Here is a 19777-nt window from a genome sequence, read left to right on the forward strand (position 1 = left end):
CGTCAGCGCCTCGATAGCCTTACTGGCAGCAGCGGTACCGGCAAACAATGATCCTTGGCATTTGAACTCTTCCATAACTGAAGAAGGCAGCGTTATGTTGAATTCATTCTCATTACTGCTAGGGGATGCCTTTTTCTCTTTCATCATTCCACATCCTAAGTTAACAATCCCTATTGATAAGACAAGAGTTTTTAAAATTATCGTACAGGATATGAACCTGAGCGGGCAATGATTAGTTTGGACTTGCACTTACATGCTCAGTGCCCAGAAGGATTTCACCTGAATGCCTTGCGGGGTAATTTTCAATTCTGAGAATAGACTTTTCGATTGTTAGTTTGGTTCATCGGGATATGTTTTCGTTTTTATCGAATAAAAAGGTCTTACTGATGAAAGAGAATATTCCTAGTGTAACGCGTACTCATATTGATGTTGACTGCTGTGACAGCAGTGCAGTTTTTGTGCTTGATAATGGTCATGAACATTTCGCCATTTCCCTTGAAATGATACTCTCGTGTCTGAAAGTGGCAGAGGAACACGGCCATGTACCTGAAATTGACGCGGACTGGTGGTGTTTTATCGCTAACCATACTGCGTTGGGATACCCGCCATGAGGCATAACAATGGATGTATTCAAAATTTCCGTTGATACACAGCAGTTTCACAAGATTACCCAAGATAACTTTGATCAGGTTACGAAAAAGCAGGCTCCCTGGTATCAGCCAATTAATGGTCACCAAGGATGGTTTGCGGTTTGCCCGGCTTGTGATAACCCGATCCAGATTATAGGAATGCTTGAGCGTGATGCGCCGTATGGGAAGCACTTCTTCCCGACTGCCGGTGCCGTGTCTGTACCGTTGAAAGGTCGTACTGATAAGGAAGAATATGAGTGGTGCCCCTATGCAAGCAAGAATAAGCATCTAACGAAAGATGATCGGCGAGCGGCGGGTAGTGAGCTTGCTGTATTGATAAAACAAATCTTAATTGAGCAATTTGACCGGGTTATTTACCTGTTAGAAAAGACAACTGGAATGAGGATTTCATTTGCTCTGGCGAAACAGATGCTTGAAGAATACCGCGCGGCTGAAGGCTGGCGCTACAGGGGAGCAACACGGCAGAATATACCTTGGGTATTTGCATACATGATGCAAGCTAAGCGGGTGAGAGGTCGAACATTTTTCGATAAAAAACTCACCGAAGATCTCTTAACCAGACGACCAGATTTAACCTGTAATACCAATGGGAAAATTGATATTAAGGACGATACAAAATTCTGCGATTTGAGTTTTAGTTTCATCAGACATCGTCGCCATGTTAATCAACATACGTTGTCTGAAAGTATTGAGTTCAATATTGCAAACTCAAAACAGGAAACGGTATGCAAAAGGGAAATTATTTTTGAGCACGACTATTTCCTGAAACTGATAAACAGTAAAAATGAGGCTAGCAGGAGAATGAACTTTGTTGAGCTTGCCAGAAGCGTACTGGCCTGACAGGCTAAAAGTTCGATATCGAATTGTGAGTTGTTGATTGCCCAATAAGAATCAGCGTTTAACGTAGCGGAATTTCCACTTAACAGGCTTCCGCTATGTTGAATCTGAAATCTTTTCTCCGTCTGGGGCGTTCACGCCCGGATGCTCTCCCGATCGTTGAGTCGATAAAACCCTCTTTGCTCCCGGGCTATTTTCTACCCATGACCGCCAGTGAACTGCTGGCGACAACCCGCCGTCAGCAGTGGCTGCAATCGCTCTGGGATTATTCGTCCCTGCCGAAAGACATGTATCGCCACTATTACCTTGCTCCGCTGGAGCATTGTGTGATGCTGATGCAGCAGTTTCCTCTTACGGAAAGTGGGCCATATGCCCATCCCGGAGGGATGGCTGACTATATGCTGGAAACGGTATCCTATGCGGCGCGGTTGTCGAAAAGCTACATGTTGCCGGTTGGCGCACCGCCTGAAGAACAGGCCGCGCAAAGCGCGGCCTGGAATGCGGTTGTTGTGTATACGGCTATGCTACCTTCGCTTGAATATCTTTGCCATCTTCACGTCGAGCTGGAAAACGGTAAACGCTGGTTTCCCCTGCTGGACGCACCTCAGGAGCCTTATCGTTTTCGTTTTACGCCGGAACAGTCGCCGGAACGGTTGCAAAGTTTTGGCGCAATGCTTGCGTGGAAGATTATCCCTCTAGAAGCGATTAACTGGTTGAGCAGCTGGCCGGAAGCCATCAAGACTCTGTCAACGTACCTGACTGGCTTCCGGGCGCAGTCGGGTGTGATCAATGCCATTGTATCAGAAGCTATTCGCCTTACTGCTGGCGCACCAGAAGGTGAGCCACCTGCTGTTCCGTCGATGAGCATTTCAGCTCAGGCTGAACCATTGCTGGGGGACGCGTTGCTTTCCGGATTCGTTGATGATGTGTCGGAACTGGTTGCATCGTATTCCGAAGAGGAAATCCTTCCGGCAGCGGAACCTGATCCTATTTTGAATACAGACTTGATATTCCCGGATGAGCAGGAAGAGCAGGATGATACTGATACATTGCTGGCAATGATGGGATTCGCCAGCGCAGATGCAGTAGAAACCGGAGAAACCACGCCATCTGGCGAGTCGAACGATCCTGGAGAGGCATTCTGGCAATGGCTGGTTGCGGGATGTAGTTCTGGTAGCCTGACAACGAACTAACCTGATGGGCGGATTCACCTGGTCGCTGGTTACGTATTTCTGCGTGCGCCGGGGATTTTTCACCAGTATCTGACAGAGACGAATGCGCCGGGAAAAGATAAGGCCCGGCTTCAGAAAGCATTTGAGCGACTGGGCCATCATCGGCAGGACAATGGTACGATGTATACCTGTCAGTTGTACCAGAATGAGCAACGGGAAGGACGCTTTGAGAAACTGAGTGGCTATCTGGTACTTGCCAGTAAAATTTTTCCGGGTAATAACAACCCTGGAGATAACCCGCTACTAATTGTTTTATAAGGATATTATTATGGATGACTTTTCCTTTGGGCTTCTTACTGAGCAGTATTTTTACAGCAAATCGTTACGGCCGGCGACGGAGTGGAGCTACCAGAAAGTAGTTCGCTCATTCGAAGGATTTACATCGTTTAATCCGACTAAGATCGATCACCTGATGGTACTGAAGTGGTGCCATTCAGTGCTGAATGATAAGAACTGTGCTACCAGGACGTGGAATAACAAAGTTGCCCATATGAGGGCGCTATTTAATTTCGGCATTAAGCAGGGGCTGTTGCCGCAGGCTGAAAATCCTTTCAATGGCGCGGTTGTTCGCCCTGGAACGAAAAAGAAGAAAACGCTGACACAGACGCAAATGGACGCGATGTACCGGCTGATGGAGCAACATCTGGACGCTGAGACAGGGAGGGGGAACAGCAGTATGTTCAACGGTCGTAGAAATGCGCTACTACCGGCATGGTTCTGGTTAACCGTGATGGATGTGTTTCGTTATACCGCCATTCGACAAAATCAGCTTCTGCATATCCGGCTAAGCGATATCAATCTTGAGGAGCGATGGATTGACCTGAATCTCGAGGGAGCTAAAAATCATCGCGAGCATCGGGTTCCAATTGTCTCGTCATTGTATCCATCGCTGGAGGAACTAGTGAGAAAAGGCGGTGAGGCTGGGATGGAGTTGGGTGATCAGATATTCAATGTGGGCTGGTTCGATCTGGTGAGGAAGAGTAAGTATCCAGAGGTGATGAACGAGTATCCATTACGAGCGTTCTTCCGGCGCTTATCACGGGAGTGTAAGTTTACGGTTACCCCTCACCGGTTCCGCCATACGGTGGCAACACACATGATGAAATCACCAGAACGCAATTTGTACGCGGTGAAGAAACTTCTGGGTCATGTCAGCATTACATCGACGCTGGAATACATTGATGAAAGTGTTGATAGCCTGCGGGATATACTGGAAACTGAATTGATGTAATGAGGAAAGCCTTAGGAATGGTGTCAAATACTAACATTATTTGACATTGAAAAGATTTCTTGCAAATATCAGACGCGAAAAAACAGACTTGCTGTAACAAGTCTGTTCTTCAAGAGCCTTTCTTCAACAACAAGTAACAGCGCTACGTCGTGTTTTTACTGGCTCGTCTTCGTGTCCGTCAGGATTGCATCTTGCAAATCTGACCAACCGGCTTTGAATAGTGGTGCCCGAACTCGGAATCGAACCAAGGACACGGGGATTTTCAATCCCCTGCTCTACCGACTGAGCTATTCGGGCAACGGGGCGCATTAAACCGTAATCCGGCATTCGCGTCAATATCTTTTAATGAAAATTACCAAGATCTTGGCTGTTTGCACTGTTTTTAGGCAACCTGCGGAATAAATCGACATTGAGAGGGTTCCCTTCGGTTGGAAACCCTTTTTAGTGATTAGTTTCCGCTATGGTAAAGCGGGAAGGCGCCAAACAATAGGCCACCCACCATCAGCATCAAGCTAATAAAAATTCCCCACTTAATGGCAAATTTCTGATGCTCTCCGACATCTACTTTCGCCAGTCCAGTGAGCAGGTATAACGAAGGGACTAAGGGGCTAATGAGGTGAAAAGGCTGACCAATAATAGAGGCGCGAGCGATCTCTTCGGCGGAGATACCATAACCCGCAGCAGTTTGCGCAATAACCGGCAGAATCCCGAAATAGAAGGCATCATTCGACATAAAGAAGGTAAAAGGCATACTGATAATGGCAGTAAACACTGGCAAGTAAGGGCCAAAAGCGGGAGGAATAATAGAGAGGACCGATTTCGCCATCGCATCGACCATTCCTGTACCGGACAGGATCCCGGTGAAGACCCCGGCTGCAAAAATCAGCGAGGTAACAGCCAAAACATTTGCCGCGTGTGAGGCAATGCGGTCTTTCTGTTCAGTAAGCTTAGGATAATTCAACATGACTGCTAGGGCGAAACTGACCATAAATAGAATTTGAATTGGCACAATGCCGACAACGAGCAGTACCAATAGTGCGGTGGTCAGGAGTAAATTGGGCCAAAACATTTTTGGGCGTTTATTTTTCTCACATTCCTCGAAGGTACCGCCGCCGAGATTGAGTTGGATATCGTGCAAGGCACCTACTTCTTGTCGACCTAGGCGACGATGCTCTTGGATACCAAACCACGTCGCGAGCGCAACTAAGCTCACGCAGCCTAAAAAGATAGCCGGTAACATCGGAACGAAAATATCTAAGGCATCGATATCGAGGGCCGCCGCTGCACGAGCGGTGGGGCCGCCCCAAGGGGAGAGATTCATAATACCGCTGGCAAGGTTGACCACGCAGGTCATCATTAAAATATTCAGGCCGAGCTTACGATATAAGGGTAAGAACGCAGCAATAGCGATCATGTAAGTGGTGGAGCTATCACCATCCAGTGAAACAAGTAACGTCAGGATGGCCGTTCCGGCTAACACTTTAACGGGGTCGCCCTTGACGATGCGAAGAATAAATTTGACCAGGGGATCGAAAAGCCCAGCGTCGATCATGATGCCAAAATAGAGTATCGAAAACGTTAACATTACACCGGTTGGCGCGAGGGTTTTCACCCCTTTAAGCATCATCTCTCCTAAGCCTTGATAAAAACCGCCGAGTAGAGCAAACAGAATAGGAATAAGGATAAGTGCGATGAGGGCTGACATTCTCTTGGTCATGATGAGATACATAAAGCAAATCACCATGCTGAATCCCAGTATTGTTAACATATCAACACCTTCCATTTTGGGGTAGGAGGTCGTTCCTCCTACATTTTTATAGTTATTTATCATCACGTTAGAATAACGGATGCGCTAACATCATGCTGAGTTGGGAAGCATTAGTTGATACGAATGTATCAGGATGGATGGATTCTAGTAACCATCTGTTAACAACCGGGAGGGGGTATTTGTTATTTTTTTGAGCAAGATCTCTGTTTAACCCGATGGCGAGATAAGGGGAAGCGTCGTGCTTCCCCTGTCGAATTACTTTGCAGTGGGCAGTCGCTTAATAAACGCTTCTGGCGGCAGAAAGCCGGTAATGCGAGAGTGAGGAATTTCTTGGCCTTGTGCATCGAAGAACAGTAAAGTTGGTAGCCCCAGCACCTTCAGTGAAGATAACAGTTCAACATCTTGCGGCTGATTCTTTGTCACATTGGCTTGCAAGCGTTGCATGCCACTCATCGCTTGCTGGACCTTGGGATCAGAGAAGGTATATTTCTCAAACTCCTTACAGGCCACGCACCAATCGGCATACAGGTCGAGCATGGTGACTGATTGATGAGGTTTATTCAGTTTTTGCTCCAGCTCCTGTCGATTTGCAATAGGGGTGAACTGTTGAGCAGAAGGCTTAACCGTCGCTGTCACGGTAAAAGTGAACAGGGCCTCTTGAAGAGGACGCGCGGCGATCACTGCCAGCACTAACCAGACCAATGCCAGCCAACGCCCCCAGGTCTTAGTACTTTTTACAGATAAAATAAACGCCCAACCTGCTAGTGAGACAGCCAGCAAAGCCCAGAGACGTTCTCCCCAGACCTCTCCTAGCACTCGTTCGAGCAGAAAAACGGGCAGGGCAAGGATCACAAAACCAAAACCTTCTTTAACGGTTTGCATCCATGGCCCGCTGCGGGGAAGAAGTTTATTACCAAACAGCGTGACCAGAATCAGGGGTAATCCCATCCCTAAGGCATAGAGATAGAGCGTTCCCGCCCCTTGCAACACCTGCCCACTCTGCGCGATATACAATAAAATGGCGCTCAGTGGGGCGGTAGTGCAGGGGGAACAAATCAGTCCGGCTAGAATACCCATACAGAGTACGCCGACTATCGACCCCCCTCGTTGTTTATTACTCAGTAGCGCTAAACGAGTCTGTAGTGAGGCTGGGAGTTGTAAACTAAAAGCGCCAAACATCGATAGGGCCAGTAAAATGAAGAGGCCTGATAGGAGCGTTAATAAAATCGGGTTCTGTAACGCGGCTTGAAATTTTAACCCTGCTGCGGCGACGACAACTCCCAGTATGGTGTAGGTGATCGCCATACCCTGCACGTATACAATCGCGAGTAATGCGGTACGGGAAAAGGAGAGTTGCTGTTTACGACCCAATATAATTCCTGAGATCAGCGGATACATCGGTAACACACAGGGCGTTAAAGCCACACCAATACCGATTAACAGTGCCCAAAGTGGCGTATAGGGCAATGAGGGGGGGAGTGATTGCGAAGAGGGCGCTGTGACCGGCTTAGCGACCACTGCATTGAGCGGGACGGTTTTGGTTTCCGGTGGGTAGCAAAAACCTGCGGCGGCACAGCCTTGATAGGTCACCACTAGCGTAGGATTATGCTGGGTGGCGGTAAGCGGTAGCGAGAGGACGATATCTTGCGGATAAATTTCGCTATCACCAAAAAACTCATCACGGTGGGGCTTACCTTGTGGGAGCTGCCATGCGCCTAGCGAGGCATCGTGCGCCTCTACACTTATTTTCTGACGATAAAGATAGTAACCCTGTTTAACCTGCCAGCGCAGTGTGACGGTATTGGCCTGCTGAGAAAAATCGAAGCCAAATGCCTGATCGACGGGAACAAACCCTTTTTGTTGTCCAAAAAGATCGGCTTGCGCACCAACAGGTAATAACGTTATGAGCAGTAAAAATATACGAACAAAGAGGCCTGAACTCATAGAACCATTCACTATTGTTAAGAGGCAAAGAGGTGTAAAAAACAGATGGGAGAGCATAACATGAAAACAGCATTGCTGAAAAAGCCAGCAATGCTGTGCCGAAGATGACTGATTAGGAGTCTTCGTTAAATAATTTCGCTTTATAGGCAGGATGCATCAAGTTTTCGACGGAGAAAATATCGTCCAGTTCTGACTCAGTGAGCAGTTCTCTTTCAAGTACGACCTCACGGACACTTTTCCCGGTTTCAGCACAGATTTTACCCACAATATCGCCATTATGATGACCAATATAAGGGTTTAGATAAGTGACGATACCGATCGAGTTAAACACGTAAGACTCACAAATAGCTTGGTTAACGGTAATGCCGTTGACGCATTTCTCCAACAGGTTGTAGCAAGCATTGCTGAGGATTGAGATCGACTCAAACATGGCTTGGCCGATGACGGGTTCCATCACATTTAACTGCAATTGCCCAGCTTCCGCCGCCATGGTCACGGTCGTGTCGTTACCAATCACCTTGAAGCACACTTGGTTAACCACTTCGGGCACAACCGGATTGACCTTGGCTGGCATGATCGATGAACCGGCTTGCAATTGCGGCAGATTGATCTCGTTTAACCCTGCGCGAGGACCGGAAGAAAGTAAGCGTAAATCGTTACAGATTTTCGAGAGCTTAACGGCCAGACGTTTTAACGAAGAGTGGACCATGACATAAGCGCCACAATCGGAGGTGGCTTCGATAAGGTCTTCAGCCGCGACAACAGGGAGTTGCGTGATTTGTGCAAGGTAGTTAACCGCGAGTGTTTGATAGCCTTCAGGCGTATTGAGGCGCGTGCCGATAGCCGTTGCACCCAGGTTGACCTCTAACAATAGCTGAGCGGTGTGCAGAATACTTTTCGTTTCTTCTTTCAATAACACGCTAAAAGCTTTGAACTCTTGGCCGACGGTCATCGGTACCGCATCTTGTAGCTGGGTGCGACCCATTTTTAAGATATGGGAAAACTCTTTTGACTTACGATCAAAGCCTTCACTTAGCTGAGTGATGGCTTCTATAAGTTTAAGTAGTGAGTGATACACCGCGACACGGAAACCGGTAGGGTAGGCATCGTTGGTCGACTGACACATATTAACGTGGTCATTCGGGTTAAGGTGTTGGTATTCACCTTTTTGGTAACCCATCAACTCCAGCCCGATGTTGGCCAGCACCTCATTGGTATTCATATTGACCGAGGTACCCGCGCCCCCTTGATAGACATCAACAGGGAATTGGTCGATGCAGGTTCCATTATTCAGGACTTCATCGCAGGCTTTGATGATCGCTTCAGCAATACTGCGTGGCAGCGTCTTAAGGTCACGGTTGGCCAATGCTGCAGCCTTTTTCACCATTACCATGCCGCGAACAAATTCAGGAATATCGCTGATTTTACTGCTGCTTATATAAAAATTTTCAATCGCACGTAACGTATGAATTCCAAAGTAAGCATCAGCGGGGACTTCACGCATGCCGAGGAGGTCTTCTTCGATACGAATATTTTTGGTCATGAGAGCCTTCTTATAATAGGTCGTCGTTTTCCATGTCGACGGTAATGTTGCCGTATAGATTTAACCGGCGCTGCGCGAAGCGTAGCAAACCGTGACGCGATCATAGGCGGTTTTATTTAAAATTCAGCCACACAGATCACTATATAGTAACTTTTTTTTTACATTTAATCCCTCGGTAACCGAGATTACCGAATCATTGTGCTTAGTGTATGGACAGGCACTGGGATTTAACAATAGTAAAAACGAATTGTTTACGGCATTGATTCGACGCTAGGGATTTCGAGATGACAAATATTGACAAAAAAGTCGCCCCTTTATGCTGCTTTCTAGGGGAATTACCTTGAATTGCGCGTAATACGTACCCATGATTAGCAAATAGGTCGAACAGCGATCCTTTTTACGAATCTGAGGAGACCACCGTGCGTTGGTTACCATTTATAGCTTTATTTATCTTGGCATGGATCGAGATATCACTCTTTATTAAAGTCGCTCATCTCTTTGGTGTGCTATTAACGTTATTACTGGTGATAGCCACTTCAGCTATAGGGTTATCTCTGGTGAAAAATCAAGGCATCAAAAATTTCCGCCTGATGCAGGAAAAACTGGTCCGTAATGAGAATCCAGCCCCTGAAATGACGCGTGGATTATCCCTATTTCTAGCGGGTTTTTTATTGATTTTACCCGGCTTTTTTACCGATTTCTTAGGGGCGCTATTGCTGCTTCCTCCGGTGCAGCAACGACTCACTCATAAGCTGATGCCTTTTATCACCGTTTGGGGAGGCCGAGGCCAGGCGGGTAGGGATACTGGTCACACCATGGAGGGAGAGTTTGAGCGTCGTGAAGAGAAACAACTCGACCATCGCGATGACAGCGCCTCAACTCATAAAACAGATTAACTCCCTCTTATATCACGCTAGCTGAGCCTAGCGTGTTATCTCTGGACTCCCCTGCGCCTTAGTAGCCTAAAAAGGTCTCAATAGGGAAATTTTTTCAAAAAAATTTCTCATCTACCCTTGAAAGTGAAGCCTATCGTCCCTACCTCTAAAGTCACGAAGCCAGTTTGGCATCAAATTTAAAATAATGCGTGATTAGCTATCTCATAGGAGAACGATCAAATGAACATTCGTCCATTACATGACCGTGTAATTGTTAAGCGTAAAGAAGTTGAAGCAAAATCAGCAGGCGGTATCGTATTGACTGGTTCTGCAGCGGGCAAATCAACCCGTGCTGAAGTTTTAGCTGTGGGCAATGGTCGCATTCTTGAAAATGGTGAAGTAAAACCACTGGACGTAAAAGTCGGTGATGTAGTGATCTTTAACGAAGGTTACGGCGCTAAAACAGAAAAGATTGATAACGAAGAAGTTCTTATCATTTCAGAGAACGATATTCTCGCCGTAGTGACTGCGTAATTACACGGAATATTTCATTATTAAATATTGAAGGAATAGAAAATGGCTGCTAAAGACGTAAAATTTGGTAATGATGCACGCGTTAAAATGTTACGCGGCGTAAACATTCTTGCTGACGCGGTAAAAGTGACTCTAGGTCCTAAAGGCCGTAACGTTGTTCTGGATAAATCCTTTGGTTCTCCGACCATCACTAAAGATGGTGTTTCCGTTGCGCGCGAAATCGAATTAGAAGACAAGTTCGAAAACATGGGCGCTCAAATGGTGAAAGAAGTTGCCTCTAAAGCGAATGACGCAGCAGGTGACGGTACCACTACCGCAACCGTTCTTGCGCAATCTATCGTTAACGAAGGTCTTAAAGCGGTTGCAGCGGGCATGAACCCAATGGATCTGAAACGTGGTATCGATAAAGCGGTTATCGCGGCGGTTGAACAACTGAAAACCCTATCCGTTCCTTGCTCTGACTCTAAAGCGGTTGCTCAGGTCGGCACCATCTCTGCCAACTCTGACACCAGCGTTGGTACCCTGATCGCTCAAGCGATGGAAAAAGTGGGTAAAGAAGGTGTTATCACCGTTGAAGAAGGTACGGGTCTACAAGATGAGTTAGACGTAGTAGAAGGTATGCAGTTTGACCGTGGTTACCTGTCTCCTTACTTCATCAACAAACCAGAAACCGGCGCAGTTGAATTAGAACAACCTTTCATCCTGTTAGCCGATAAGAAAATCTCTAACATCCGTGAACTGTTACCTTTACTCGAAGCCGTGGCTAAAGCAGGTAAACCTCTGCTAATTATTGCTGAAGATGTTGAAGGCGAAGCACTAGCGACCCTAGTGGTTAACACCATGCGTGGCATCGTGAAAGTGGCTGCGGTTAAAGCGCCTGGCTTTGGTGATCGCCGTAAAGCAATGCTACAAGATATCGCAATCCTAACCGGTGGTTCTGTGATTTCTGAAGAGATTGGTATGGAGCTGGAAAAAACAGCTTTAGAAGATCTGGGCCAAGCTAAGCGTGTGGTGATTAACAAAGATACCACGACTATCATCGATGGTATTGGTGAAGAAGCGAACATCAAAGGCCGTGTAACGCAAATTCGTCAACAAATCGAAGAAGCAACCTCTGATTACGACAAAGAAAAACTTCAAGAGCGTGTAGCGAAACTTGCTGGCGGTGTAGCCGTTCTGAAAGTGGGCGCAGCAACTGAAGTTGAAATGAAAGAGAAAAAAGCACGTGTAGAAGATGCCTTACATGCGACGCGTGCCGCTGTTGAAGAAGGCGTTGTGGCAGGCGGTGGTGTTGCATTAGTCCGCGTTGCCGCGAAAATTACTGGCCTGACCGGTGATAACGAAGATCAAAACGTCGGTATCCGTGTTGCACTGCGTGCGATGGAAGCGCCACTCCGTCAAATCGTCGCTAACGCAGGTGAAGAGCCCTCTGTCATTGCAGATAAAGTGAAGCAAGGCGAAGGCAACTTCGGTTATAACGCTGCAACGGAAGAATACGGTAACATGATCGACTTCGGTATTCTGGATCCGACTAAAGTAACGCGTTCTGCACTGCAATACGCTTCTTCTGTTGCGGGTCTGATGATCACGACTGAATGCATGATCACTGAACTGCCTAAAGATGACAAAACTGACTTAGGTGCAGCCGGTGGAATGGGCGGCATGGGTGGAATGGGCGGTATGATGTAAGGTGACTCCGGTCACTGGCAAACATTGCCTCTCTAGCCAGACAGCGTAAGCTGCCGAGTTAGCCAGCCGAAACCCTAGCGAAAGCTAGGGTTTTTTATGTCTATCGGATAAGCGAGGAGAGTAATCTGTTACCTTATCGGAACTCAACTAGGCTTATCTTTTAGCCGATAAGTCACTCTTGCCGGGCAATCCACGATGGGGGACTTTTCACGGCATAGCTGGAATTTAACGATGATTGCCGATATTCTAACGGCTCTTAAGTAAGCCAAGACGTTGTAAAGCCTAACTAGGCACCAAGTAATACTCTACTACGTATAATAACGAGGAATAAAATGCGTTTACTTTCAGTCATTCCGGTTTTGGTTGCAGTACTTGTCGTCGCTGGCTGTAGTTCGTCCGGTAATCAATTGAATGCGGCGGGGCAGAATGTGCGCTTCATTGACCAACAACCCGGCACGGAATGCCATTATATTGGTACGGCGAGTGGCGAGCAGAGCAATTGGTTCTCTGGCCAGCAAATCGAAGGGGGTAACTCTTTGCGTGGCGCGGCGAATAACTTGCGTAATCGTGCTGCAGAAATGGGCGGTAACGTTATTTATAACGCAAGCACTCCAGGGCTTAGCTTAGTGTCGAGCTTTGTACCGGTCGCGACTAAGATGTCTGGCCAAGTTTATAAGTGCCCTTAATCGTTTAATCGATAGGCGTATCAAACTGGGTTGATACGCCTATCGATAGCCCTAGTTGAGGGTACGTAAGCCTTGTTGCTTATGTTGTAACTCTGCAGTAATTTTCTCAATATCGGCTTGTTTCTCAGCGATTTTCGCGCGATATTTTGCCATCTTCTCTGCGTTATTCTTCGCGGTTGCCTTTTGAAGATCTTGTTGACTCTCCTGCAAATCCTGCTGTTTTTCTTCTAATTTACGCTGTAACTTTTCAACGTCTTGTTCTGCATCGCGCCGAACACTTGACGCGGTACAGTTCTCTTTGACTTCCGCTAAGGCCTTTTTCAAGCCTGCCACTTGATGACTATTGTTATGCTGTTGTGCGTAACTCAGTTGTTCGTTTAACGCGGCTTCTTTTTGAGCACAGGTCTGTACAGCAAATGCTTGCTGGGTGACAAGCAGGGCTGCAAGAGAGAGTAACGGTACAGATAATCGCTTTTTCATAGATATTCCTTTCATAAAAGATTAATCGTCAGCTGTAGTTACCACTCCCATTACACCTGACGGAGCTGCAAGTCTAATGGTGTTTTACTCGGTTCACCGCCGATTTCCCGAGCAAGACGGGGAACTAGATAGCCAGACACTTTACTCAATAAGCCGTGCATAATGATACGCGCTTCTTCATCGGAGACATAAAAGTGTGCGGCCCCCTGCACTTTATCCAAAACATGGAGGTAGTACGGGATAATTCCGACATCAAACAGACGGTTACTTAGGGTAGCAAGAATGGTGGCATCGTCGTTGATATCGCGCAATAAAACACTTTGATTCAGTAACGTGACGTTCGCGGTTTTAAGGCGAGCCATTGCGTGGGCGAACTCGGCATCAATTTCTTGAGCATGATTGACATGGGTGACCATGATCACTTGTAGGCGAGAGGCCGCAAGTCGTTGGCATAATGTTTCTGTGACCCGCGCGGGGATGACGACCGGTAAACGCGAATGGATCCTTAAGCGTTGAATATGGGGAATCGCTTCCAGTTCACCGATTAAATAATCCAACTCATGATCCTTAGCCATTAAGGGATCACCGCCGGAGAAGATAATTTCGTTTAATTCTGGGTGTTGACGGATATAATCAAGCGCGACTTGCCAATTGCGCTTATTACCTTGGTTATCTTGGTACGGGAAATGGCGGCGAAAACAGTATCGACAATTGACTGCGCAGCCCCCTTTTACCAATAACAGCGCACGGTTGACGTATTTATGGAGTAACCCAGGTACTGCCGCGGTTTGTTCGTCAAGTGGATCAGTCGAATAGCCAGGCGTTACGGTAAACTCGCTGGCTTGCGTGACGACTTGGCGTAGTAGGGGATCGTTAGAATCGCCTTGAGCCATTCGACGAATGAATGCACGGGGGACACGCAGTGCAAATAAACGGCGTGCGTCATGGCCTGCCTGGAGTTCAGGTAGGTGATCGAGATTTAAAAGTTGTAGTAATTCAGCAGGTTCTGTTACAACGTCTGCAAGTTGCTGCAACCAATCTTCTCTCGCAGGGGTATTTAGGGTTACAATGTTTGCCATTTTTGGCTTCATACCAGTGATTATTTATAGAGGGCCTTCATGGCAACATATTCTAGCAACGATTTTCGTAACGGTCTTAAAATCATGTTCGACAACGAACCTTATGCTATCGAAGCAAGTGAGTTCGTTAAACCCGGTAAAGGCCAAGCTTTCGCGCGCGTAAAAATGCGTCGCCTGCTAACCGGTAAACTGATTGAAAAAACCTTCAAATCAACCGATTCAGCAGAAGGTGCTGATGTTGTTGATGTAACCTTAACTTACCTTTACAACGACGGTGAGTTCTGGCATTTCATGAACAACAACACTTTCGAGCAATTAGCGGCAGACGCTAAAGCTGTCGGTGAGAACGACATCTGGTTGCAAGACCAAGCTGAATGTATCGTTACTTTATGGAATGGTAACCCGATTAGCATTCTTCCACCAAATTTCATTGAAGCTGAAATCGTCGAAACTGACCCTGGTTTAAAAGGCGATACGGCTGGAACAGGTGGTAAACCGGCTAAACTAACAACCGGTGCTGTAGTAAAAGTACCATTGTTTGTTCAAATCGGTGAAATTATCCGTGTTGATACACGTTCTGGTGAATACGTTTCGCGCGTTAAGTAAGTGTAAGCGCGCCTTGATGGCGCGTTTTTTCTAAAGGTAAAGCGCGATGAAATCATTAGTAATAACAGTGGCTATTTTATTTCTGTTTAGCGCGTCGCTCACCGCTTGTAATACATTTCGTGGGATGGGCGAGGATGTTTCTAGCCTAGGTCACGCCATTTCTCACGTTGCTAGCTGATAGCCTATCACCCTTTTTCACCGTTTAAGCCAGTGCATACCCACTATGCGGACGCATCGTCCCCTATGACTTTTTTTGGAAGGATAATCTTGATGAACGAATCGGACTTGTGGCTGCCGAGCGCGCCTATTGTCAATCTGCTTAAGCGTGCAAATTTGCTAGCCGATATTCGGCGTTTCTTTGCTGATCGTGGAGTTTTAGAAGTCGAAACCCCCGCAATGAGCCAAGCGACGGTGACAGATATTCATCTGGTCCCTTTTATCACGCGCTTTGTGGGGCCTGGTGCGGCACAAGGGCGTGATTTATGGTTAATGACTAGCCCTGAATATCATATGAAACGTTTGCTGACCGCAGGCAGCGGGCCGATCTATCAAATGAGTCGTTGCTTCCGTAATGAGGAAGCTGGACGTCATCATAACCCAGAATTCACTATGCTTGAGTGGTATCGTCCGCATTACGATATGTATCGGTTGATGAATGAAGTTGATGATTTACTGCAGCAGATTATTGAGTGCGAACCCGCAGAAACGCTTTCCTATCAACAAGCTTTCCAGCGCTATTTAGGGATTGATCCGCTCACGGCAGACAAAGAGCAATTAGTGACCTGCGCAGAGAAACTTGGCGTAGGAGATTTAGTTGAGCGAGAAGAGGACCGGGATACCGTCCTTCAGCTGTTATTTATGCTAGGCGTTGAAACGCAGATAGGGCAAGAAAATAAACCCGCCTTCGTCTATCACTTCCCTGCATCCCAAGCGGCGTTGGCTGAGATCAGTACCGAAGACCATCGTGTAGCTGAGCGCTTCGAAGTCTATTTCAAAGGCGTAGAGTTGGCCAATGGTTTCCGTGAATTAACCAATAGTGATGAGCAGCGTCAACGCTTTGTCGCGGATAACCGTCGTCGCCAGCTAATGGGGTTACCTGAACATCCGATCGATGAGCGTCTATTGGCGGCACTAAGTGCCGGTATGCCTGACTGCTCGGGGGTGGCATTGGGCATTGACCGTTTGGTTATGCTTGCCCTGAAAGCGGACTCGTTAAAAGAGGTTATGGCCTTTACCGTCGAGAATAGCTAATCACCCCAGCCAGTCACGATGACTGGCTGAGTGTATTACAGGCCACCCGCGTGGTACTGGGTTGACTGCATGGCCGCCGCTGATTTACCGACTTGTTCCATCCTTACCTGAACAGGCGGGTAAGGCAGCTCTATATTATGTTCATTAAAGCTATTTAGAATCTGTTGATGCAGGTCGTGACGCAGTGGCATACGGTGTCCGATCTCAGCGGCATAAATTCTTAATTCAAACAGTTGAATACCTTGATGGATATCCACTAAAAACGCTTCTGCTGCGGGCGTTTTTAAGACATAACTGCAGCGGTTAGCTGCCGCCAGAAGTAAATCAGTCACTACGGCGCTGCTGACATGAGGGGGGGCCGGGATGTTTAATACCACTCGTGTATGGGCATCCGACAAGGACCAGTTAATAAACTGTTCGGTAATAAAGGCTTTGTTAGGCACAATAATTTCCTTTCGATCCCAGTCCGTAATAGTCGTCGCACGGGTATTAATCCGCGAGATAGTGCCGGTTAAGTCTCGTATGGTGACGGTATCACCAATTCTGATCGGTTTCTCAAACAGAATAATCAGGCCTGAGATAAAGTTTGCGAAAATTTCCTGTAAACCGAAGCCTAATCCCAGACCCATTGCCGCGACTAGCCATTGTAACTTAGACCAGTCGATACCAAGCATTGAGAAGCCCATCATTACGCCGATAATCATTAATAAATACTTAGTTAGCGTGGTGATGGCATAGCCTGTTCCCGGCGCGAGACTGAGATGCTGTAAGATAGCCAGCTCAAGCATCGCTGGCATATTTCTCACTAGCTGCAGGGTGATGATCAATACTAAGATAGCAATCAGCACCGCGCCTAATGTCACCTCTTGTACGCTCTCCACGCCTTGAATCGACGAGGTCACCCCCCACAGTGGGATATTCTCAAGGAAGGCGAACGCAGAGTGTAGCTCGGACCAAAGTAGAATTAAGGCAAAAAGCGCGACCAGCGCGAGCAGCGAGCGTACTAAGCGTAGCGACTGCGCACTAATGGTATCGAGATCAATCACTGGCTCTTCAATCGTCTCTTGGCTTTCGCTATTTAGTGCGGTGCTGTCATCCTCTTGATGACTTCGTGCACGGCTGGCGAGGATCTCTGCCCGACGTTGGCGTGCGCGGTCAAACTCGATACGGCGACGCTGGATTAACATCCAACGACGAATAATATGGTAAACGATCAGCAATAAAAACCAGATTCCCACTGAACTCTCGACTCTCGCTAAGAGTGCTTGAGCAGTAGCCAGATAACCCAGTAGCGAGGCAATAATCGCAATAGGTGGGATAAGGATCATGATATCCCACAGTAAGCGGTTGACCATATTGTGACTATTACCCTGCCGGTCAAAATAGAGAGGCAGGCCAGCACGGCGTAGCGCATTGGATACAATAGTCAGCGCGATACAGATCAGAATAAAACTTAGTCGACCCAATGAGGCGGTAAATGGACGATCTTCAATATTGTCGAAGGTGATTAATACCATCGTTAGGGGAACGATAAAGCCGATACTGAGGGAGTAATAGCGAACCGCTCGTGACACCGCCTGTGATGGCCAACGGAAATGGGCGATAAACAGGCCATTTGGGTGGGCGAAGGTCGCACTGATCATGAAGGCCCAGAGTAAGGGCAGGGTAGCCGTCACGCCATCACCCACGGCTACCGCAATCGGATAAGGCCAAGCGCGTTGTAGCCCATAACCGAGCGTCGCCCACAGAACCGGTAAGGGTAGGGCGACGAGTATTGACCAGAATACGGTGCGTAACGTTAGGGAAAAGCGATCTTGGGTCACTTTACCAATACGGCTGGCAGACCGTGCAAGAAAGGCGTGATAGTGGCGACGTGAGCTCAGGCTTACGATCACTAATATTAGCGCGCCAATGACCGGTAAAATAGACTCTCGGCTAGTGGCAACCATCACCAAGGCCTTACCTAATTGCCCCAAACTGTCTAAAGATAATAACCGAGTTAGGTCTTGCACGACCTGAAGTGGGTAATGCAGGGTGATGGGATTGATATCCGCCGTCCAAAAAAGATATCGGTGTGTGGCATCCGTGACATCGCCCAAGGCATCTTGTAGCTGTGTATACGCGACTTTTAATTTAGTGATTTCTAAAATTAAGGCATCACAGCCTGAAATTAATGAATTGAGTAACTCGCCCTGCGTATTGAGCTGTGCATCGAGGATCCGCCGTTGCTCGCTGGTAATCGATTTACCGCTGGCTTGACGTGTCTCGCGTAACGCATGCTGGCGGGCGAGTAGGTCTTCGTAATGCAGACGCTGAACACGTAGTTCACCCATTTCACTATCGATCTGCTGGGATTTCGGTGCATCAGGTAATCGAGCCACTTGCGCGCGCAGTGCCTCACCCAATAGCGTTGACTCGCCTAACCACTGTGATTGTTCGCGTAGAGTGGAGAGCGCTTGACGCACTTGCTGTGTTTGGTTGGCGACAAGTCGTTGCTGAGAAGAGACCAGCTCCATATGTTGGGCTTGCTGGTTCAGTGCAGCCGAGAGCTCGCGGTTAACGGTGAATTGCTCATGAATAACTGGCGGTAAGTCACCACTATTTTCTGCCAGTTGCTCTGTACGTTCTAAGGCGCGCTGCGCCTCATCTTGGCGGAGCGCACTTTGTCGGGTGCGCAGGGCTTGAAGATAGGCATCGAGCTGCGCAATCGTTTTTTGATGTAACTCAGCACGTAACTTTGCAAGCTCTTGCCGATTATTGGCAGAGAGCTGTGCCAGTTCCAGCTCATTAACCCGTGCTTTGTTGGCTGCGTTTTCTGTCTCGTAAGCATTGCCCCGGGCTTGGCCAAGTGGCGTTGAGGAGAGTTGGTAATTTTGTAAGCGACGATCGCTTTCAGAGAGCGCCCGTCGAGCATCTGTTTGATCACTGGGAAGTTGAGTGAGTGAGTCACTGATTTCCCGAGCCTGGTCCTGCTCCTGTTGTGCTAAGCGCCCTTCTTCCAACAGTTGGCTACTGACACGCAAGATCTCTTGTTCGATATCGCTACTGGATAACGCAGGATTAACCCGCTTACTGGTTTCATTAAGCGTGGTAATTTGTTGGCGCAAAGTCGCCGCAAGTTGCGGATAGTTATCAATAACTTGCTGGTATTGCCGCGCGTATTCAATCGATTGATTACGCTGGTTAGTGTAATCCAGCGCACTTTTTAAGGCTTGAATAATGTCGGTTTGTGCAGCGGGGTTTTTACTATTTTGCGCTTGTTCCAGCGCTTGCCGGATCTGCGGGGGTTCAGGCAGTGCATCACTAACGAAAGTAGTACTAAGCCCTAAGCTCAGTAGAATAACGGGTAATATACGCACTGCCAGGCCCTCA

18 protein-coding genes and 1 tRNA gene are annotated in these 19777 nt (G+C 47.6%); 12 read left to right on the top strand and 7 right to left on the bottom strand.

The features are described from left to right. The first annotated feature begins 350 nt into the window (after positions 1-350). The 5 genes from BMX14_RS01445 to BMX14_RS01460 all read left to right on the top strand — a co-directional run bounded on the left by BMX14_RS01445 (position 351) and on the right by BMX14_RS01460 (position 3950). Positions 351-611: a hypothetical protein gene (locus tag BMX14_RS01445; protein WP_230527220.1), complete on the top strand. Its 261-nt coding sequence runs from the start codon at positions 351-353 to the stop codon at positions 609-611. Positions 612-620: 9 nt separating this feature from the next. Next, complete coding sequence (locus BMX14_RS01450) at positions 621-1490, top strand: hypothetical protein (RefSeq protein WP_092671687.1); 870 nt, start codon at positions 621-623, stop codon at positions 1488-1490. A 95-nt stretch (positions 1491-1585) separates the two neighbouring features. Further along, positions 1586-2680, top strand: coding sequence for a TraI domain-containing protein (locus BMX14_RS01455; RefSeq protein ID WP_230527222.1), 1095 nt, complete (start codon positions 1586-1588; stop codon positions 2678-2680). A gap of 12 nt (positions 2681-2692) precedes the next feature. Further along, a complete protein-coding gene (locus BMX14_RS16750) occupies positions 2693-2977 on the top strand; it encodes a conjugal transfer nickase/helicase domain-containing protein (RefSeq protein WP_329957784.1) in 285 nt (94 codons plus the stop codon). 10 nt (positions 2978-2987) lie between these two features. Beyond that, positions 2988-3950 carry a tyrosine-type recombinase/integrase gene (locus BMX14_RS01460; RefSeq protein ID WP_092671690.1) on the top strand — a complete coding sequence of 321 codons (963 nt, stop codon included), beginning with the start codon at positions 2988-2990 and terminating at the stop codon, positions 3948-3950. A gap of 221 nt (positions 3951-4171) precedes the next feature. Here the strand turns inward: BMX14_RS01460 and BMX14_RS01465 are convergent. From BMX14_RS01465 to aspA, 4 genes are all read right to left on the bottom strand, one after another. Next, a tRNA-Phe gene (locus BMX14_RS01465) sits at positions 4172-4247 on the bottom strand. A gap of 151 nt (positions 4248-4398) precedes the next feature. Further along, complete coding sequence (locus BMX14_RS01470; protein ID WP_092672437.1) at positions 4399-5718, bottom strand: CitMHS family transporter; 1320 nt, start codon at positions 5716-5718, stop codon at positions 4399-4401. Between the two features lie 255 nt (positions 5719-5973). After that, on the bottom strand, positions 5974-7662 hold the full coding sequence (locus BMX14_RS01475) for a protein-disulfide reductase DsbD (protein ID WP_092671692.1): 1689 nt from the start codon (positions 7660-7662) through the stop codon (positions 5974-5976). 112 nt (positions 7663-7774) lie between these two features. Further along, the gene (aspA, locus tag BMX14_RS01480; RefSeq protein ID WP_092671695.1) at positions 7775-9205 is read right to left on the bottom strand and encodes an aspartate ammonia-lyase; all 1431 of its coding nucleotides are present in this window, start codon (positions 9203-9205) and stop codon (positions 7775-7777) included. A 419-nt stretch (positions 9206-9624) separates the two neighbouring features. On the opposite strand from aspA, the gene BMX14_RS01485 reads away from it, so the two are divergent. The 4 genes from BMX14_RS01485 (at position 9625) to BMX14_RS01500 (ending at position 12989) form a co-directional block, all read left to right on the top strand. Next, positions 9625-10101 (top strand): FxsA family protein, encoded by a 477-nt coding sequence (locus BMX14_RS01485; protein WP_092671698.1) that lies wholly within the window; start codon positions 9625-9627, stop codon positions 10099-10101. A 219-nt stretch (positions 10102-10320) separates the two neighbouring features. Further along, positions 10321-10614: a co-chaperone GroES gene (locus BMX14_RS01490; RefSeq protein ID WP_092671701.1), complete on the top strand. Its 294-nt coding sequence runs from the start codon at positions 10321-10323 to the stop codon at positions 10612-10614. A gap of 42 nt (positions 10615-10656) precedes the next feature. Beyond that, positions 10657-12303, top strand: coding sequence for a chaperonin GroEL (groL, locus tag BMX14_RS01495; protein ID WP_092671704.1), 1647 nt, complete (start codon positions 10657-10659; stop codon positions 12301-12303). 332 nt (positions 12304-12635) lie between these two features. Beyond that, positions 12636-12989, top strand: coding sequence for a DUF4156 domain-containing protein (locus BMX14_RS01500; RefSeq protein ID WP_092671707.1), 354 nt, complete (start codon positions 12636-12638; stop codon positions 12987-12989). 51 nt (positions 12990-13040) lie between these two features. On the opposite strand, the gene BMX14_RS01505 is transcribed toward BMX14_RS01500, so the two are convergent. Both BMX14_RS01505 and epmB read right to left on the bottom strand, forming a co-directional pair. Continuing rightward, the gene (locus BMX14_RS01505) at positions 13041-13469 is read right to left on the bottom strand and encodes a DUF1090 domain-containing protein (RefSeq protein ID WP_092671710.1); all 429 of its coding nucleotides are present in this window, start codon (positions 13467-13469) and stop codon (positions 13041-13043) included. Positions 13470-13519: 50 nt separating this feature from the next. Next, positions 13520-14548, bottom strand: coding sequence for an EF-P beta-lysylation protein EpmB (gene epmB / locus BMX14_RS01510; RefSeq protein ID WP_092671713.1), 1029 nt, complete (start codon positions 14546-14548; stop codon positions 13520-13522). Between the two features lie 39 nt (positions 14549-14587). Between epmB and efp the strand changes: the two genes are divergently transcribed. The 3 genes from efp to epmA all read left to right on the top strand — a co-directional run bounded on the left by efp (position 14588) and on the right by epmA (position 16405). Further along, positions 14588-15154, top strand: coding sequence for an elongation factor P (efp, locus tag BMX14_RS01515; protein ID WP_092671716.1), 567 nt, complete (start codon positions 14588-14590; stop codon positions 15152-15154). 46 nt (positions 15155-15200) lie between these two features. After that, positions 15201-15332 (top strand): entericidin A/B family lipoprotein, encoded by a 132-nt coding sequence (locus BMX14_RS01520; RefSeq protein WP_092671719.1) that lies wholly within the window; start codon positions 15201-15203, stop codon positions 15330-15332. 92 nt (positions 15333-15424) lie between these two features. Further along, entirely contained in the window at positions 15425-16405 is a 981-nt protein-coding gene (gene epmA, locus BMX14_RS01525; RefSeq protein ID WP_092671722.1) for an elongation factor P--(R)-beta-lysine ligase, read from the top strand. Between the two features lie 35 nt (positions 16406-16440). Here epmA and mscM read toward each other — a convergent pair whose 3' ends face one another. Next, on the bottom strand, positions 16441-19764 hold the full coding sequence (mscM, locus tag BMX14_RS01530) for a miniconductance mechanosensitive channel MscM (RefSeq protein WP_092671725.1): 3324 nt from the start codon (positions 19762-19764) through the stop codon (positions 16441-16443). Between the last annotated feature and the right edge of the window lie 13 nt (positions 19765-19777).

The organism is Rosenbergiella nectarea, from assembly GCF_900111105.1.
In the GTDB taxonomy this organism is placed as follows: Bacteria; Pseudomonadota; Gammaproteobacteria; order Enterobacterales; family Enterobacteriaceae; genus Rosenbergiella; species Rosenbergiella nectarea.

Coding starts and splice junctions, on each gene's coding strand:
- BMX14_RS01445 (WP_230527220.1), top strand. CDS start 351: ATGTTTTCGTTTTTATCGAATAAAAAGGTCTTACTGATGAAAGAGAAT.
- BMX14_RS01450 (WP_092671687.1), top strand. CDS start 621: ATGGATGTATTCAAAATTTCCGTTGATACACAGCAGTTTCACAAGATT.
- BMX14_RS01455 (WP_230527222.1), top strand. CDS start 1,586: ATGTTGAATCTGAAATCTTTTCTCCGTCTGGGGCGTTCACGCCCGGAT.
- BMX14_RS01460 (WP_092671690.1), top strand. CDS start 2,988: ATGGATGACTTTTCCTTTGGGCTTCTTACTGAGCAGTATTTTTACAGC.
- BMX14_RS01470 (WP_092672437.1), bottom strand. CDS start 5,718: ATGTTAACAATACTGGGATTCAGCATGGTGATTTGCTTTATGTATCTC.
- BMX14_RS01475 (WP_092671692.1), bottom strand. CDS start 7,662: ATGAGTTCAGGCCTCTTTGTTCGTATATTTTTACTGCTCATAACGTTA.
- aspA (WP_092671695.1), bottom strand. CDS start 9,205: ATGACCAAAAATATTCGTATCGAAGAAGACCTCCTCGGCATGCGTGAA.
- BMX14_RS01490 (WP_092671701.1), top strand. CDS start 10,321: ATGAACATTCGTCCATTACATGACCGTGTAATTGTTAAGCGTAAAGAA.
- groL (WP_092671704.1), top strand. CDS start 10,657: ATGGCTGCTAAAGACGTAAAATTTGGTAATGATGCACGCGTTAAAATG.
- BMX14_RS01500 (WP_092671707.1), top strand. CDS start 12,636: ATGCGTTTACTTTCAGTCATTCCGGTTTTGGTTGCAGTACTTGTCGTC.
- BMX14_RS01505 (WP_092671710.1), bottom strand. CDS start 13,469: ATGAAAAAGCGATTATCTGTACCGTTACTCTCTCTTGCAGCCCTGCTT.
- epmB (WP_092671713.1), bottom strand. CDS start 14,548: ATGGCAAACATTGTAACCCTAAATACCCCTGCGAGAGAAGATTGGTTG.
- efp (WP_092671716.1), top strand. CDS start 14,588: ATGGCAACATATTCTAGCAACGATTTTCGTAACGGTCTTAAAATCATG.
- BMX14_RS01520 (WP_092671719.1), top strand. CDS start 15,201: ATGAAATCATTAGTAATAACAGTGGCTATTTTATTTCTGTTTAGCGCG.
- epmA (WP_092671722.1), top strand. CDS start 15,425: ATGAACGAATCGGACTTGTGGCTGCCGAGCGCGCCTATTGTCAATCTG.